This is a genomic window from Cedecea sp. AS113 (genome assembly GCF_037152415.1).
GTDB lineage: Bacteria > Pseudomonadota > Gammaproteobacteria > Enterobacterales > Enterobacteriaceae > Cedecea.
Genome location: NZ_JBBCMI010000029.1, coordinates 1 through 15,447, shown reverse-complemented (window position 1 = coordinate 15,447; position 15,447 = coordinate 1). Strand labels below are relative to the sequence as shown.

The window sequence follows — 15,447 nt, the reverse complement described above, 5'->3', positions numbered from 1 at the left end:
CTGAATATTGAACCGATTTCAAAGGATCACATTCGATGCTGCCTGAACACTTCTTACCACGGCGCTATCCCGTTGTTGCACCGTCAACGCTCCCTGCAGAAGCTGAAAATAGTACCACGTCGGAAGTCGTTCAGGACAAGATTTTAACGCTGGAAAAAAACATCCTGAGCGGCAGTCATTATGCCGGGCAGGCCAAGAACCGCCTGCTTGAAGAAACCGACCGTCATATTAAAGAGCGGCTGCTGTGCGCGGTTAGGATAGAGGCGTTACATGCCCTGATAGGCGAACTGGTTGAAAAAGAACTTATTAGTACCGCCGATTTGCAGATGCTTATCGAAGACAAAACCGCCTGGGTGAGTAGCAAGGAGCAGGAAATTTGGGTTAATCAAATGACCCAAGAAAAACCCTGGCCATTATGCTATTCAATTGAGGAGTAGTGCTATGGCAGAACCTCTAAAAAAACAGCCCTTGTTAATTAGCGCTGATGAAAATAAAGACCATGAATTTACGTTAAGTAAAAATATAGCGATTCTGGTTCGCCTTAAGAATGAAAATATCACCCGTAATACGCAGGAAGTTACGGATATTACTTCGGCGCTTATCGATCTGAAGTGGATGAACCGCCGTGAAATCTTCCCGTGGCGCGCCAAAGAAGAGGTGTATGGGGCGGTGCTGGAAGAGATCCTCAGCCATCATCCGAAGCTTAAAGAGCAGATTCTTAAGCGGCTGGAAGGGCATTATCAGCGCCTGAAGGAGCAGGAAGCCCAGACGCTGTCGATGACCCGTGGTCTTGCAGAGAAGACGTGGAAAAGTTCTACGCTGTGAGTGGGGTTTGCCCCTTTCCCAGGCCCTCTCCCCAGTGGGGCGAGGGAATATAAAGAGTAATAAAATTTAACGATTTCTCTCTTTGGCTGTCTGTTAGTCACAAATAAGCTATATGAAGGTTCAGCTAAGGTTCCGTTCACCTCAAGCACAGCTTTATATGCAGCCCCCAAACTTGTGAACGACTCGGTGGAGTCACCGTCACTCCCCCGAGACCCCGGACTCCCGGCCAAATAAATCGACCGCTGAAGCGGCAGACCTCCGTTTTATCTCCCAGTCCTGGGTCGGCTGAGATGCGCTCCCGACGCTCTCAGCCTCCGGCCGCTCCCGGCGTCCGGACCCTGGCCAGTCGGAGAGAAAACGGAGGCGATTTAAGCCGGAACCGAGCCTCGCTTTAAGCTCAAAGCAACGCTGAACGCAACAGTCGCTGCAAGTCACACCGCCACGCCCTTGTCCCCGGCTCTCATCGCCCCCGGCTATGACCCAACTCAGGCGGGGTTGAGCTGTCGGGAACAGCGAAAGAGAGCGATCGTCAGGAACGAATCGCGAACGACCCCGAATGTTTGGGTGATAGCCGGGGGGTTTACCGCTTCAGCGGCGATGAGCTCGCCGGGCGCCGGGGCTGTCCGGGGGATGGCGTTATCCCCCGGACACGTTCACCGTGCTCTGAACGCGCAGGGGAAACAGATTTACGGGTGAACGTAACAACTACGGAGAGAATAAACTTGAGTTGTTTTCACCCTCTCCCAAGAGGAAGAGGGCCGTGATGAGGGTCATCCCCACTTACTTCGCTTTCGTGACTTCCTGGCCGACCAGGCCAATCTTCAAATACCCTGCCTGGTGCAGCGTATCCATCACGTCCATCAGCGTTTCGTAGTCCACCGTTTTGTCCGCGCGGAAGAAAATGGTGGTGTCTTTTTTCCCTTCGGTTGCGGCAATCAGCGCATTGACCATCGACTCTTTGGTTACCGGGTCATTACCGATAAACATCGAATGATCGGCTTTTACCGACAGATAAACCGGCTTCTCAGGGCGTGGCTGTGGTTCACTGCTGGAGGCCGGAAGGTTAACCTTCACGTCCACCGTTGCCAGCGGCGCCGCCACCATGAAGATGATCAGCAGCACCAACATCACGTCGATAAACGGCGTAACGTTGATTTCGTGCATTTCACCATTGTCGTCGAGGTTTTCGTTCAGACGCATTGCCATGGGGCATTAACCTACTCGCAGTTGCTGGGTATTACGCACCGGACGCGGCTGAGCGGTACCATCCAGGTCCAGATCGCGGCTTTGCAGCAGCAGAACCTGCGCGGCAACGTCGCTGAGGCTGGCTTTGTAGCTGCCGATCATACGCGCGAAGATGTTATAGATAACCACCGCCGGGATGGCGGCAACCAGGCCGATTGCCGTCGCCAGCAGCGCTTCTGCGATGCCCGGGGCAACGACCGCCAGGTTAGTGGTCTGGGATTGAGCGATACCGATGAAGCTGTTCATGATGCCCCAAACGGTACCGAACAGGCCGACGAACGGTGAAATCGCACCGATGGTGGCCAGGAAGCCGTTACCGCGCCCCATGTGACGCCCAACGGCGGCCACGCGGCGCTCAAGGCGGAAGCCGGTACGATCTTTAATGCCTTCGTTATCTTCCACGCCGGCTGAAAGTTCCAGTTCGTTCTGGGCTTCGTTGATTAACAGCGTGCTCAGGCTTTTACTGTCAAAGGCTTCTGCCACGCTGCTCGCTTCGTTCAGGGAGCGCACGTTAGCCAGCTGCTGCTGCTCTCGCTTGAGGCGACGTTTCTGGGTGATCAGCTCCACGCTCTTACTGAAAAAGATGGCCCAGGTGACAACAGAGGCCAGAATCAGGCCAATCATCACGATCTTCACTACGATGTCAGCATGTTGATACATGCCCCAAACGGACAGATCCGTCTGCATCAGATTACTCGTCACGTCTTACGCTCCAGCGAGAAATAAATGTCAAAACTGAGACTAATATATCAAAAAACTATCGAATTGATAGTCGTTCTCATTAGTATTTGCAGACTGCCGGAAATTGTTGAAGCATTCCTTGCGCTTACGCAGGAAAAGCGCCCACCTGGCGAAATGATGACTTTTTTCGCCAACCTGAGAAAACGCCATGATGCCCTTTGCCCATTCTGTGTTAATTTACGTCCAGACATCCAGATGGTTAGACGGGGAAGCGGAAATGGCGGAAAAACACATCGAAACGGCGCTGGTCAACGCCGGGCGCAGCAAGAAGTTTACTCAGGGTTCGGTTAACAGCGTGATTCAGCGCGCCTCCTCCCTCGTCTTTGAAAGCGTTGAGGCCAAAAAGCAGGCCACCGCTAACCGCGCTAAGGGCGAGCTGTTCTATGGCCGTCGCGGCACGCTGACCCATTTCTCGTTGCAGGAAGCGATGTGTGAACTTGAGGGCGGCGCGGGCTGTGCCCTCTTTCCCTGCGGCGCCGCCGCGGTGGCTAATACAATTCTGGCCTTTGTTGAACAGGGCGATCACGTTCTGGTGACCGAAACGGCCTATGAACCAACGCAGGATTTCTGTACCAAAATTCTCTCAAAGCTTGGGGTTAGCACTGGCTGGTTCGCGCCGGAGATTGGTGCCGATATTGCCAGCCTGATTCAGCCGAATACCAAAGTCGTTTTTCTGGAATCCCCCGGTTCCATTACGATGGAAGTCCACGATATTCCGGCGATTGTCGCAGCGGTAAGGCGCGTTGCCCCCGACGCTATCATCATGATCGACAATACCTGGGCGGCTGGCGTGCTGTTTAAAGCGCTGGAGTTCGGCATCGACATCTCCATTCAGGCGGGAACCAAATATTTAATTGGCCATTCGGATGCGATGGTTGGCACCGCGGTATCCAATGCCCGATGCTGGGATCAGCTGCGCGAGAATGCCTATCTGATGGGGCAAATGCTGGATGCAGACACCGCGTATATGACCAGCCGCGGTATTCGGACCCTGGGTGTTCGCCTGCGTCAGCATCAAGAAAGTAGCTTAAAAGTTGCCGAATGGCTGGCACAGCATCCGCAGGTTGAGCGCGTGAATCATCCAGCGCTGCCCGGCAGCAAAGGGCATGAATACTGGAAACGTGACTTTACGGGCAGCAGCGGGCTGTTCTCATTTGTGCTGAAAAAGCGGCTGAGTGATGAAGAGTATGAACAGTACCTCAATCATTTCGAGTATTTCAGCATGGCCTATTCCTGGGGCGGCTATGAATCGCTTATTCTCGCTAATCAGCCCGATGAGCTGGCGGAGATCCGCCCGGCAGGCGGCGTCGACTTTAGCGGCACCCTGGTTCGCCTTCATATTGGCCTGGAAAACGTGGACGATCTGATGGCGGATCTGGAAGCGGGTTTCCAGCGTATTGCCTAAAAAATCCGTTTATCGGTAATCGTGGAACAGTTTTTTGCCATTATCGGGATTTTGTTGAGCCTGGGATCAAGGTGTCGAGAAGATTTTAGCAGTACAATGTGTAGAAATTAAGGTGAGCCTAAGTTGCGGGTGTAATACTCGGGGCGAACTCAATAAGCGGTTCCACAGGAATACCTATGGCTGTTATACAAAATATTGTCGAGGCGCTTTGGCATCACGATTTTGCCGCGCTGGCCGACCCCCATGTGATTGGCATTGTCTATTGCGTTATGTTTGCGACGCTGTTCCTGGAAAATGGGCTACTTCCTGCTTCATTTTTGCCGGGCGATAGCCTGTTGCTGCTCGCGGGAGCGCTGATCGCCAAAGGCGTGATGGGCTTTGTACCGACGCTGGTGATTTTAACCATCGCAGCCAGTCTGGGCTGCTGGCTTAGCTATTTACAAGGGCGCTGGCTCGGCAATACCCGCACGGTTAAAGGCTGGCTGAAACAGCTGCCAACCCAGTACCACCAGCGCGCCACGCAAATGTTTGACCGCCACGGTTTACTGGCGCTGCTCGCGGGCCGCTTCCTGGCCTTTGTTCGTACTCTGCTGCCTACCATGGCGGGAATTTCAGGCCTCAGCAACCGCCGTTTTCAGTTCTTTAACTGGCTAAGCGGCCTGCTGTGGGTCGGCGTTGTGATTAGCCTGGGCTACGCGCTTAGCATGATCCCCTTTGTTAAGCGCCATGAAGATCAGGTGATGACCTTCCTGATGATTTTGCCGGTTGCTCTGTTGATTGTGGGCCTGGTCGGCACGGTGTTTGTGGTGCTGAAAAAAAAGGTTAGCGCCGCGTAACCCTGCTTGATGAAGAAAGAGCGGATAAGCCCGACTTATTCGCTCTTCGCTTTTGCCTCATTAAATAACCCGCATCCGCGCCATATCTTCCCCCGGCGTCACGCCAAAATAGCGTTTAAACTCCCGGCTAAACTGAGACGCGCTCTCGTAGCCCACGCGGATAGCCGCCGCGCTTGCCTTCATACCGTCATGCAGCATTAACATTCTTGCCTTATGCAGACGGTAAGTTTTCAGGTATTGCAGCGGCGACGTGCTGGTCACCGACTTGAAGTTGTGATGAAACGCAGAAACGCTCATGTTAGCCTCGGCTGCCAGCTGGTCCACCGACAAGTTTTCGGTGTACTGGTTTTCAATCCGGCGCAGCACGCGGCTGATCAGGCTAAAATGCGTCTGGCGGCTTACCAGCGCCAGTAGCGCCCCGCCGCTTGGGCCCGTCAAAACGTGATAAAGGATCTCACGGATAATCTGCTTGCCCAGGACTCGGGCATCGAGAGGCCTCTCTAATACATCCAGCAACCGCTCTGCAGCGCAAAGAATTTCTTCCGACAGTTCGGCAGAATTTATCCCGTCGGTACAGGACTGCGGACGGAAGAGATCGTCTTCTCCGATGTCCATCAGCAAATCCTGCAGTTGCTGGATATCCACTTTCACACGCATCCCGGCGAGCGGTACGTCTGCCGTCGCAAAAGTTTCGCACTCGAAGGGTAAAGGCACCGTCAGCAGCAGGTATTCATTGGCGTCATAGCGGAATACGCGGTCATTAAGATAACCTGTTTTATGACCCGAAAAGAGAAAAACAATGCCCGGCTCGTACATGACCGGGGTACGCGCCATCGGCTTGGTGCCGTACATCAGCCGTACGCCATCAAAAAATACATCACTCTTTTCTTTTAAAATCAGCTGATTGATTTTATCCGTCAGCTGCTGGCAGATAGCCTGGCGGTTCATTTCTTACGTCTCCACGGCGCTTTTTATCCGGCTTACAGTGTACGATGGATTCTGCGATTTCTCCAGTCATTTGGAGAAACAGGCAAGATAAAGGCAGGAATATGCATTGAGAGAGGCAGCGTGGCGGACCACAATAGGCACCATCAGATTTAGCAATGTGACTCATCTAACGAACGGGAAACCCATCATGAATAACTTCAATCTTCATACCCCAACCCGCATCCTGTTTGGTAAAGGCTCCCTGGCAGAACTGCGTGACCAGATCCCAGCAGACGCTCGCGTACTGATTACCTACGGCGGCGGCAGCGTGATTAAAACTGGCGTACTGGACCAGGTTAAAGACGCGCTGAAAGGCCTCGACGTGCTGGAGTTTGGCGGCATCGAACCTAACCCGTCTTACGAAACGCTGATGAAAGCCGTAGAGATTGCGCGTAAAGAAAACGTGACTTTCCTGCTGGCAGTCGGCGGTGGCTCCGTGCTAGACGGCACTAAATTTATCGCCGCTGCGGCGCACTATCCGCAGGATATCGATCCGTGGAACATTCTGCTGACCCGCGGTAGCGACGTGAAAAGCGCGATCCCAATGGGTTCCGTGCTGACGCTGCCGGCCACCGGCTCCGAATCTAACAAAGGCGCAGTGGTTTCCCGCCGCTCTACCGGCGACAAACAGGCGTTCATGTCTGACTTCGTGCAGCCTGTCTTTGCGGTTCTGGATCCGGTTTACACCTACACCCTGCCGCCTAAACAGGTTGCTAACGGCGTGGTGGATGCCTTTGTTCACACCATCGAGCAGTACCTGACCTACCCGGTCAACGCCAAAGTGCAGGATCGTTTTGCGGAAGGCATTCTGCTGACGCTGATCGAAGACGGCCCGAAAGCGCTGAAAGATCCTGAAAACTATGACGTGCGTGCGAACGTTATGTGGGCTGCAACAATGGCGCTGAACGGCCTGATCGGGGCTGGCGTGCCGCAGGACTGGGCGACCCACATGCTGGGCCACGAACTGACCGCGATGCACGGCCTGGATCACGCTCAAACGCTGGCGGTGGTTCTGCCTTCGCTGATGAATGAAAAGCGTAACGAGAAGCACGCCAAACTGCTGCAATACGCAGAACGCGTCTGGAACATCACCTCCGGCAGCGAAGAAGAGCGTATTGATGCGGCCATCGAAGCAACCCGCAATTTCTTCGAGAAAATGGGCACCGCGACTCGCCTGTCCGCCTACGGCCTGGACGGCAGCTCCATCCCTGCTCTGCTGGTGAAACTGGAAGAAAAAGGCATGACTAAGCTGGGCGAACATCAGGACATTACGCTGGACGTTAGCCGCCGCATTTACGAAGCCGCGCGCTAAGAGAATCCAGGTTAGCGATTTGATCGCCTGAGTTTCGACTAGACTTAATACAAAACTTACACCGGGCTTGCCCGGTGTTTTTCGCACTATTAAGGAGGTACGCATGACTCATCCAACCTTAATCAAGCTCCAGGATGGCAACGTAATGCCGCAGCTTGGGCTCGGTGTCTGGCAGGCCAGCAACGACCAGGTCAGAACGGCCATTGAGAAAGCCCTGGAAGTGGGATACCGCTCCATTGATACCGCCGCCGCCTACAAAAACGAGGACGGCGTAGGTGCCGCGCTGAAAAGCGCAGGCATTGCGCGTGACGATCTGTTTATTACCACCAAGCTCTGGAACAGCGACCAGCAGCGGCCCCGCCAGGCGCTGGAAGACAGCCTTGAAAAACTGCAGCTTGATTATGTCGATCTCTACCTGCTGCACTGGCCGGTGCCGAGTAAAGATCATTATCTCGAAGCCTGGAAAGGGCTGATTGAGCTGCAAAAAGAGGGACTGGCGAAGAGTATTGGGGTGTGTAACTTCAATCTTAATCATCTCCAGCGGCTGATCGACGAAACCGGCGTTAGCCCGGTGATCAACCAGATTGAGCTGCACCCTCTGCTGCAACAGCGCCAGCTCCACGCCTGGAACGCGACCCACAAAATCCAGACCGAGTCCTGGAGCCCGCTGGCCCAGGGCGGTGAAGGCGTGTTTGATCAGAAAATCATTCGTGATTTAGCGGACAAATACGGTAAAACCCCGGCTCAGGTGGTGATTCGCTGGCACCTCGATAGCGGGCTGGTGGTTATCCCTAAATCGGTCACGCCTGCCCGTATTGCTGAAAACTTTGACGTGTTCGACTTCCGCCTGGACAAAGAAGAACTGGCTGAAATTGCGAAGCTCGACAGCGGCAAACGCCTTGGGCCAGACCCGGACGTGTTTGTCGGCTAAATCCGGCTTCTCTTTTCGTCCCCAAAACCACCTTCGCCTTCACCCGCAGGGTGGTTTTTTATTTCCCGCACACCCCCTGCCCCAGCGCTTTCTACGTGTAACACATCCGTTTGATCGTCACGTGAATTTTCCTGGCGTTCATTATTTGTTCTTTTAGCCGTAATCAAAAAGTCACACAACACCACGATAAATAGGGCCAGCTTCGCTAACTCATTTGGAATGGTTATGAACAGATCCCTTGCCGTAGTTACCAACTCTGACCTGGAGTCGCTGCCGCAGTTTGCGCCCGCGCCGGGGCGTAAAGTCCTGAGCGTTAAGAGTCTGAGTAAGGCCTATAACGCACACCAGACCGTGCTGCACGACATTAACTTCGACCTGCATGCCGGTGAACTGGTGGGCGTGATTGGCCGTTCAGGCGCAGGTAAATCTACGCTGCTGCATATTCTTAACGGTACGCATTCTGCCACGTCGGGCGAGATCCTCAGCTTTCCGGAAGTCGGGATGCCGCACGATGTGTCTAAACTCAGCGGTCGCGCCCTGAACCAGTGGCGCACCGAATGCGGCATGATCTTCCAGGACTTCTGCCTGGTGCCAAGACTGGACGTGCTGACTAACGTCCTGCTGGGTCGCCTGAGCCAGACCTCCACGCTGAAATCCTTGTTTAAGGTTTTCCCTGAAGCAGACCGCGCCCGCGCTATTTCGCTTCTGAAGTGGATGAACATGCTGCCCCACGCCCTGCAGCGCGCCGAGAACCTTTCCGGCGGCCAGATGCAGCGCGTCGCTATTTGCCGCGCGCTGATGCAAAACCCAAGCATTCTGCTGGCCGATGAGCCGGTGGCTTCACTCGACCCGAAAAATACCCAACGCATCATGAAAGTGCTGCGTGAAGTGTGTGAGCAAGGCATCAGCGTGATGGTGAACCTGCATTCCATCGAGCTGGTGAAAGAGTACTGCACCCGCGTTATCGGGGTTGCAAAAGGAAATATCGTGTTTGACGGTCATCCGTCGATGTTAACGGACGACGTGCTGCATCTCTTGTACGGCGATGAAATCAATCAAGTGCATTAATTCTCTCTCCAATTGATACAACACAGGCAATGATAATGAAAAAGCAACTGACTGGCGCATTACGTTTATCCGCAGTGATTACTGGCCTTGTGATTGCAGGCCACGCTATGGCTGCTGACCAGCCGCGCGAACTGAACCTCGGGATCCTCGGCGGGCAGAATGCGACCCAGCAAATTGGTGATAACCAGTGTGTGAAGCAGTTCATGGATAAAGAACTGAATGTCGACACTAAACTGCGTAACTCTTCTGACTACTCTGGCGTTATTCAGGGCCTGATCGGCGGTAAAGTCGACCTGGTGCTGAGCATGTCTCCTTCTTCCTACGCTTCGGTGTACATGAACGACCCGAAAGCGGTGGATATCGTCGGCATCGCGGTTGACGATAAGGACCAGTCCCGCGGCTACCACTCCGTAGTGATCGTGAAAGCCGACAGTCCGTACAAAACCATCGAAGATCTGAAAGGCAAATCCTTCGGCTTCGCGGATCCGGACTCCACCTCTGGCTATCTGATCCCGAACCACGAGTTCAAACAGAAACTCGGCGGCACCGCGGACAACAAATACAACAACTTCTTCTCCAGCGTCACCTTCTCCGGCGGCCACGAACAGGACATCCTGGGCGTGCTGAACGGCCAGTTTGCTGGCGCGGTGACCTGGGCTTCCATGGTTGGCGACTATAACGACGGCTACACCGCCGGGGCATTTAACCGCCTGATCCGTATGGATCACCCTGACCTGATGAAGCAGATCCGCATCATCTGGACCTCACCACTGATCCCGAACGGCCCGATCCTGGTCAGCAACAAGCTGCCAGCTGACTTCAAGGCCAAAGTGGTGGATGCGGTGAAAAAACTGGATAAAGAAGATCACGGCTGCTTTGTGAAGGCGATGGGCGGCACCCAGCACATCGGCCCGGCGTCAGTGGCTGACTTCCAGCAGATCATCGACATGAAGCGTGAGCTGGTTAGCGCTCGCTAATTGACGCCCACCGCATAAAAATCGCACCCCGGCAGCCTGCCTGGGTGCTTTTTTATCAGGACGGGGCAACCCGTCACCGGAAACAAACCGGATAATAAGTGATGATGTTGAATACGGAATTTGAGCGTTACTATCACCAGGTCAGAATGCGCCAGAAGCGCGATACCCTGATTTGGTCCCTGCTGCTGGTAGTCCTGTATCTTACCGCCGGTCATATCGCAGAGTTCAGCCTGACCACCATCTGGCAATCGCTGCCAAACTTCCTCGACTACATGTTCGAAACCCTGCCGACGCTGCACCTCCCGGTTCTGCTGGCCGACGTCCACACCAAAGGCTCGCTGGCCTACTGGGGATACCGCCTGCCGATTCAGCTGCCGCTGATTTGGGAAACGCTGCAGCTGGCGCTGGCGTCGACGCTGATTTCGACCTGCATTGCCGCTGTGCTGGCATTTTTGGCCGCCGGTAATACCTGGACACCGCCCGCCGTGCGCTTCGGCGTTCGTGCTTCAGTTGCCTTCCTGAGAACCATGCCGGAGCTGGCATGGGCGGTGATGTTCGTGATGGCCTTTGGTATCGGCGCTATTCCGGGGTTTCTGGCGCTGGCCCTGCACACCATTGGCAGCCTGACCAAGCTGTTTTACGAAGCCATCGAAAGCGCGTCCGACAAACCTGTGCGCGGCCTGGTGGCCTGCGGTGCCACGCCACTTCAGCGCGTGCGCTTCGCTCTGTGGCCGCAGGTGAAACCGATCTTCCTGTCCTACAGCTTTATGCGCTTTGAAATTAACTTCCGTTCCTCCACCATTCTCGGCCTCGTTGGCGCGGGCGGGATCGGCCAGGAGCTGATGACCAACATTAAACTCGACCGCTACGACCAGGTCAGCATCACGCTGCTGCTGATTATCGTGGTGGTTTCCATCCTCGATGTCCTGTCCGGCAGGCTGCGCCGCTGGGTTCTGGAGGGGAAAAAATGAGCATTTCACAGGCAACACCGGATATCGCTAAAAGCCGCGAGCAGCACCGCGAACTTTACCGGATGCAGGGACGCTATCTGCGTCACATCGGCCTGCTGGCCGCCGCCATCCTCGGCTACTACGTCTGGTTTTTCTTCACTTTCGGCATCGACTCCGGGCAAATCCTGACCGGCATCGCTCAGCTCGGGCGCTATTTCCTGCGTATGTTTGTCTGGCATGACTTTGTTAACTGGCCGTTCGCCTATTACTTCTCGCAAATCGCTATTACGCTCGCCATTGTCTTTGCCGGGACGCTAACCGCCACTGTGCTGGCGCTGCTGCTGTCGTTCTTTGCCGCCCGCAATATCATGCAGGGCCCGGTGGCAAGGGTCATTGCGCTGCTGGTGCGCCGCCTGTTCGACCTGCTGCGCGGCGTGGATATGGCAATCTGGGGGCTAATATTTGTGCGCGCCGTGGGGCTTGGCCCGCTGGCTGGCGTACTGGCAATTATCATGCAGGATACCGGCTTACTGGGCAGGCTGTATGCCGAGGGGCACGAAGCGGTAGAACGCTCTCCGAGCCGGGGATTAACCGCCGTGGGCGCGGCAGGCATTCAGAAGCACCGCTTCGGGATCTTCACCCAGTCGTTCCCGGCGTTTCTCTCCCTCAGCCTGTACCAGATTGAGTCCAACACCCGTTCAGCGGCGGTGCTGGGTTTTGTCGGCGCGGGCGGTGTCGGCCTGGTTTATGCCGAGAACATGCGGCTGTGGAACTGGGACGTGGTGATGTTTATCACCCTGATTCTGGTCTGCGTGGTAATGGCGATGGATGCTATTTCTGCCTGGCTGCGCCGCCGCTATATCACCGGGAAGCCGGTGCCGCTGTATTCTCCGCAATAACGCCTAAACGGGGCACGGTTTTCACCATGCCCCGGTTTCGCTATAAAGACCAGCTCAGCGTTTGCCAGCCGTAGCGAGCGCCCTGCGCCGCAAGCTTCTGGCAAGGATTTACCATCAGCACTTTATCGACCTCAAGGCAGAGCGGTAGGTCGTTAATAGAGTCGGTATAAAACGTCAGTTCTCCGCTGTATTCGGGGTTCACCGTCAGCCACTCCTTCAGACGGGTAATTTTACCTGCCTGATAGCTCGGCACGCCGCTTATCACGCTGGTGTAGGCGTTATTGCCGGTCACCAGGTCGATACCGATGGCGTGTTCAATGCCCAGCCGCGGCGCAATGGCCTTCACCAGCAGGCTGACCGACGCAGAGATGATCATCATCTGCTGGCCCTGAGCGTGTAATTGCTCAATCAGGCGCTTCGCCTCCGGGTAAACCAGCGGCAGTACATCATTTTCTACGCAGCGAGCCACCAGCGTATCGACATCGGCAACTGTCATGCCGGCCAGCGGGGCCAGCGTGACGCCAACGTATTCGTGAATGTTCATTTCGCCACGCTGGTAGTCGAGCATCAGCTTGTGCTCTTTGGCCAGATAATCAGGGTCTTTGATCAGCCCTTCGCGAGAAAGGAAGCGGCTCCAGAGAGTGCTGCAATCGGCGTCAATCAGGGTGTGGTCGAGGTCAAAAACGTACAGCGGGTTAGACATGTTCATTTCTCATTTCAGCAAAGAGGCCGCCGGGCAGCTTAGCACCAGACCCGACGGGCAGGGATTCCCACTCCTCTTTGTCGCAGAAAAAAATGACAGCGGCATGAAAGCACGGGTTACTTCACATGCGGCTTCCTCTTTCCTGCTGCTGCCGGACGGCGCTGGTGCGCAAGCGGGGTATGTTTCGTCAGCGCCGGGCGGGCGTGACGAGCATGCCTGCGGGCCTCACGTATCTCTTCCAGGGTCGGGGCAGGCACCAGGCATTCACGTCTGCCGCCAATCAGGTGCTTTTTCCCCATCGCCTCCAGCGCCTCACGGATCAGCGTCCAGTTAGCCGGGTCGTGATAGCGCAGCAGAGCTTTATGAAGGCGGCGCTGGCGGTCACCGCGAGGCACAACGATATCCTCGCTTTTGTAGTTCACCTTACTCAGCGGATTTTTACCCGTGTAATACATGGTGGTGGAGTTAGCCAGCGGCGACGGATAAAAGTTCTGAACCTGATCGAGGCGGAACCGATGCTGCTTCAGCCACAGCGCCAGGTTCACCATGTCCTCATCACGCGTCCCAGGGTGCGCGGAGATAAAGTATGGGATCAGATACTGCTCTTTGCCAGCCTGCTTCGAATAGGTATCGAACAGCTCTTTAAAGCGATGATAGCTGCCCATCCCCGGCTTCATCATCTTCGACAACGGCCCTTCTTCGGTATGCTCCGGGGCAATTTTGAGATAACCGCCCACGTGGTAAGTGGCCAGCTCTTTGATGTAACGCGGATCGGCAACCGCCAGATCGTAACGCACGCCGGAGGCAATCAAGATCTTCTTCACGCCCTGCAGATCGCGGGCACGGCGGTAGAGATCGATGATCGGCTGATGGTTGGTGTCCATATGCTGGCAAATTTCCGGGTAAACGCACGACAGGCGACGGCAGGTTTGCTCCGCGCGCGGCGACTTGCAGCGCAGCATATACATATTGGCCGTTGGGCCACCGAGATCGGACACCACGCCGGTAAAGCCCGGCACGCTGTCGCGCATCGCTTCGATTTCGCTGATGATGGAATCTTCGGATCGGCTCTGAATAATGCGGCCTTCATGCTCGGTGATGGAGCAGAAAGAGCAGCCGCCGAAGCAGCCGCGCATAATGTTCACCGAGAAGCGGATTATCTCATAGGCCGGAATGCGGGCCTTGCCGTAGGAAGGATGAGGCACACGCTGGTAAGGGAGCGCGAACACGCTATCCATCTCTTCGGTAGAAAGCGGGATTGCCGGAGGGTTGATCCAGATATAGCGATCGCCGTGCTTTTGCATCAGCGCTCGGGCGCAACCGGGGTTAGTTTCATGATGCAGGATCCGAGAAGCGTGGGCATACATCACCTTATCGGCCTTCACCTTCTCAAAGGACGGCAGCAGAACATAGGTCTTTTCCCACGGCTTTGGTCGCGGCGGCTGCACGGTTACCGCTTTGGTTTCATCCGCCTTCTTGTCCTTCGGTTTATTGCCGTCGGCACAGGGGAGATCGTCCCCGTAAGGATGCGGAATGGGGTCGATTTTTCCTGGCGTATCAAGCCGGGTGGAATCGACGCCTGCCCAGCCGGGCATCGCTTCTTTGCGCATGATGGCGGTATTACGCACGTCGCAAATGTCAGCGATCCCTTCTCCGTTAGCCAGACGATGCGCCACTTCCACCAGCGGACGTTCACCATTGCCGAAGATCAGCATATCGGCTTTGGCATCAACCAAAATCGAGCGGCGCACGGTATCAGACCAGTAATCATAATGCGCGGTACGGCGCAGGCTGGCCTCGATGCCGCCGAGGATCACCGGCACATCACGCCACGCTTCTTTGCAGCGCTGGGTGTAAACCAGAGAAGCACGATCGGGGCGCTTGCCTGCCACGTTATCCGGCGTGTAGGCATCGTCGTGGCGCAGCTTGCGGTCCGCCGTGTAGCGGTTAATCATCGAATCCATGTTCCCGGCGGTCACGCCAAAGAACAGGTTCGGCTTGCCGAGGCGCATAAAGTCCTGTTTAGAAGACCAGTCCGGCTGAGCAATGATACCGACACGGAAACCCTGCGCCTCTAACATACGGCCACAGATGGCCATCCCAAAGCTGGGGTGATCCACGTAGGCATCGCCGGTGACCAGAATGATGTCGCAGCTGTCCCAGCCGAGTTCGTCCATCTCCGCTCGAGACATGGGTAAAAACGGTGCCGGACCAAAACAGGCGGCCCAGTATTGAGGCCATGAAAAGAGTTCGCGTTCCGGCTGGATCAGGCTTTTGACGCTCATAATATTTCCGAAGAGATGATGTAGAAATGAACAAAAGGGCGGCGATTATACGCCTATTAGCAGTAATCTTTGAAGGGTTATTCGGTGTTTTACGCCCCTCACCCGGCCCTCTCACCAAAGGGGCGAGGGGAAAAAGACTCTGCGTAGAGTCCCATGCTATCCCTTCTCCCTTTGTACAGTCCGGGGACATGGTAGACAGGTGTTCGCAGACATGGTGAACACTTTTTAACATCCTTTACCCATGGTGATCGACTTATTCTTCAGGTCGATCACCCCCACTTTC

General features: G+C 55.3%; 15 protein-coding genes. 10 read left to right on the top strand and 5 right to left on the bottom strand.

Features of this window, described 5'->3' with window-relative positions; translation table 11 throughout:
* The first annotated feature begins 35 nt into the window (after positions 1-35).
* Entirely contained in the window at positions 36-437 is a 402-nt protein-coding gene (locus WFN87_RS22565) for a hypothetical protein (RefSeq protein ID WP_166995206.1), read from the top strand.
* 4 nt (positions 438-441) lie between these two features.
* Positions 442-825 carry a hypothetical protein gene (locus WFN87_RS22560; RefSeq protein ID WP_008457003.1) on the top strand — a complete coding sequence of 128 codons (384 nt, stop codon included), beginning with the start codon at positions 442-444 and terminating at the stop codon, positions 823-825.
* A 780-nt stretch (positions 826-1,605) separates the two neighbouring features.
* Here WFN87_RS22560 and exbD read toward each other — a convergent pair.
* Together exbD and exbB are read right to left on the bottom strand one after the other, a co-directional pair.
* A complete protein-coding gene (gene exbD, locus WFN87_RS22555) occupies positions 1,606-2,031 on the bottom strand; it encodes a TonB system transport protein ExbD (RefSeq protein ID WP_008460960.1) in 426 nt (141 codons plus the stop codon).
* A gap of 6 nt (positions 2,032-2,037) precedes the next feature.
* Positions 2,038-2,772, bottom strand: a complete 735-nt coding sequence (gene exbB / locus WFN87_RS22550) for a tol-pal system-associated acyl-CoA thioesterase (protein ID WP_166995204.1) — start codon at positions 2,770-2,772, stop codon at positions 2,038-2,040.
* 256 nt (positions 2,773-3,028) lie between these two features.
* Here exbB and metC point away from each other — a divergent pair, with 256 nt between their 5' ends.
* Together metC and yghB are read left to right on the top strand one after the other, a co-directional pair.
* Positions 3,029-4,216 (top strand): cystathionine beta-lyase, encoded by a 1,188-nt coding sequence (gene metC / locus WFN87_RS22545; protein ID WP_166995202.1) that lies wholly within the window; start codon positions 3,029-3,031, stop codon positions 4,214-4,216.
* A gap of 176 nt (positions 4,217-4,392) precedes the next feature.
* Positions 4,393-5,052 (top strand): DedA family general envelope maintenance protein YghB, encoded by a 660-nt coding sequence (gene yghB, locus WFN87_RS22540; protein ID WP_008460953.1) that lies wholly within the window; start codon positions 4,393-4,395, stop codon positions 5,050-5,052.
* A gap of 60 nt (positions 5,053-5,112) precedes the next feature.
* Here the strand turns inward: yghB and WFN87_RS22535 are convergent, their stop codons facing one another.
* Positions 5,113-6,000, bottom strand: a complete 888-nt coding sequence (locus WFN87_RS22535) for an AraC family transcriptional regulator (RefSeq protein WP_008460951.1) — start codon at positions 5,998-6,000, stop codon at positions 5,113-5,115.
* A gap of 187 nt (positions 6,001-6,187) precedes the next feature.
* Here WFN87_RS22535 and yqhD point away from each other — a divergent pair, with 187 nt between their 5' ends.
* The 6 genes from yqhD to phnE (WFN87_RS22505) all read left to right on the top strand — a co-directional run bounded on the left by yqhD (position 6,188) and on the right by phnE (WFN87_RS22505) (position 12,176).
* The gene (gene yqhD / locus WFN87_RS22530) at positions 6,188-7,351 is read left to right on the top strand and encodes an alcohol dehydrogenase (RefSeq protein WP_166995200.1); all 1,164 of its coding nucleotides are present in this window, start codon (positions 6,188-6,190) and stop codon (positions 7,349-7,351) included.
* A gap of 103 nt (positions 7,352-7,454) precedes the next feature.
* A complete protein-coding gene (gene dkgA / locus WFN87_RS22525) occupies positions 7,455-8,282 on the top strand; it encodes a 2,5-didehydrogluconate reductase DkgA (protein ID WP_008460946.1) in 828 nt (275 codons plus the stop codon).
* Positions 8,283-8,507: 225 nt separating this feature from the next.
* Positions 8,508-9,350, top strand: coding sequence for a phosphonate ABC transporter ATP-binding protein (gene phnC, locus WFN87_RS22520; RefSeq protein WP_336983829.1), 843 nt, complete (start codon positions 8,508-8,510; stop codon positions 9,348-9,350).
* Between the two features lie 35 nt (positions 9,351-9,385).
* Entirely contained in the window at positions 9,386-10,327 is a 942-nt protein-coding gene (gene phnD, locus WFN87_RS22515) for a phosphonate ABC transporter substrate-binding protein (protein WP_008460942.1), read from the top strand.
* Positions 10,328-10,428: 101 nt separating this feature from the next.
* Entirely contained in the window at positions 10,429-11,298 is an 870-nt protein-coding gene (gene phnE / locus WFN87_RS22510; RefSeq protein ID WP_442892792.1) for a phosphonate ABC transporter, permease protein PhnE, read from the top strand.
* A complete protein-coding gene (gene phnE / locus WFN87_RS22505; protein WP_008460938.1) occupies positions 11,295-12,176 on the top strand; it encodes a phosphonate ABC transporter, permease protein PhnE in 882 nt (293 codons plus the stop codon). Before phnE (WFN87_RS22510) ends, phnE (WFN87_RS22505) begins: the two co-directional genes overlap by 4 nt.
* A gap of 40 nt (positions 12,177-12,216) precedes the next feature.
* Here the strand turns inward: phnE (WFN87_RS22505) and WFN87_RS22500 are convergent, their stop codons facing one another.
* Together WFN87_RS22500 and WFN87_RS22495 are read right to left on the bottom strand one after the other, a co-directional pair.
* Complete coding sequence (locus WFN87_RS22500; RefSeq protein WP_336983842.1) at positions 12,217-12,879, bottom strand: HAD family hydrolase; 663 nt, start codon at positions 12,877-12,879, stop codon at positions 12,217-12,219.
* A gap of 116 nt (positions 12,880-12,995) precedes the next feature.
* Positions 12,996-15,164, bottom strand: a complete 2,169-nt coding sequence (locus WFN87_RS22495) for a YgiQ family radical SAM protein (RefSeq protein WP_336983827.1) — start codon at positions 15,162-15,164, stop codon at positions 12,996-12,998.
* Positions 15,165-15,447 lie beyond the last annotated feature (283 nt).

Bases quoted from the DNA above. Each gene is read 5' to 3' on its own strand.
- WFN87_RS22565 (WP_166995206.1), top strand. From the start codon at position 36: ATGCTGCCTGAACACTTCTTACCACGGCGCTATCCCGTTGTTGCACCG.
- WFN87_RS22560 (WP_008457003.1), top strand. From the start codon at position 442: ATGGCAGAACCTCTAAAAAAACAGCCCTTGTTAATTAGCGCTGATGAA.
- exbD (WP_008460960.1), bottom strand. From the start codon at position 2,031: ATGGCAATGCGTCTGAACGAAAACCTCGACGACAATGGTGAAATGCAC.
- metC (WP_166995202.1), top strand. From the start codon at position 3,029: ATGGCGGAAAAACACATCGAAACGGCGCTGGTCAACGCCGGGCGCAGC.
- yghB (WP_008460953.1), top strand. From the start codon at position 4,393: ATGGCTGTTATACAAAATATTGTCGAGGCGCTTTGGCATCACGATTTT.
- WFN87_RS22535 (WP_008460951.1), bottom strand. From the start codon at position 6,000: ATGAACCGCCAGGCTATCTGCCAGCAGCTGACGGATAAAATCAATCAG.
- yqhD (WP_166995200.1), top strand. From the start codon at position 6,188: ATGAATAACTTCAATCTTCATACCCCAACCCGCATCCTGTTTGGTAAA.
- dkgA (WP_008460946.1), top strand. From the start codon at position 7,455: ATGACTCATCCAACCTTAATCAAGCTCCAGGATGGCAACGTAATGCCG.
- phnC (WP_336983829.1), top strand. From the start codon at position 8,508: ATGAACAGATCCCTTGCCGTAGTTACCAACTCTGACCTGGAGTCGCTG.
- phnD (WP_008460942.1), top strand. From the start codon at position 9,386: ATGAAAAAGCAACTGACTGGCGCATTACGTTTATCCGCAGTGATTACT.
- phnE (WP_442892792.1), top strand. From the start codon at position 10,429: ATGATGTTGAATACGGAATTTGAGCGTTACTATCACCAGGTCAGAATG.
- phnE (WP_008460938.1), top strand. From the start codon at position 11,295: ATGAGCATTTCACAGGCAACACCGGATATCGCTAAAAGCCGCGAGCAG.
- WFN87_RS22500 (WP_336983842.1), bottom strand. From the start codon at position 12,879: ATGTCTAACCCGCTGTACGTTTTTGACCTCGACCACACCCTGATTGAC.
- WFN87_RS22495 (WP_336983827.1), bottom strand. From the start codon at position 15,164: ATGAGCGTCAAAAGCCTGATCCAGCCGGAACGCGAACTCTTTTCATGG.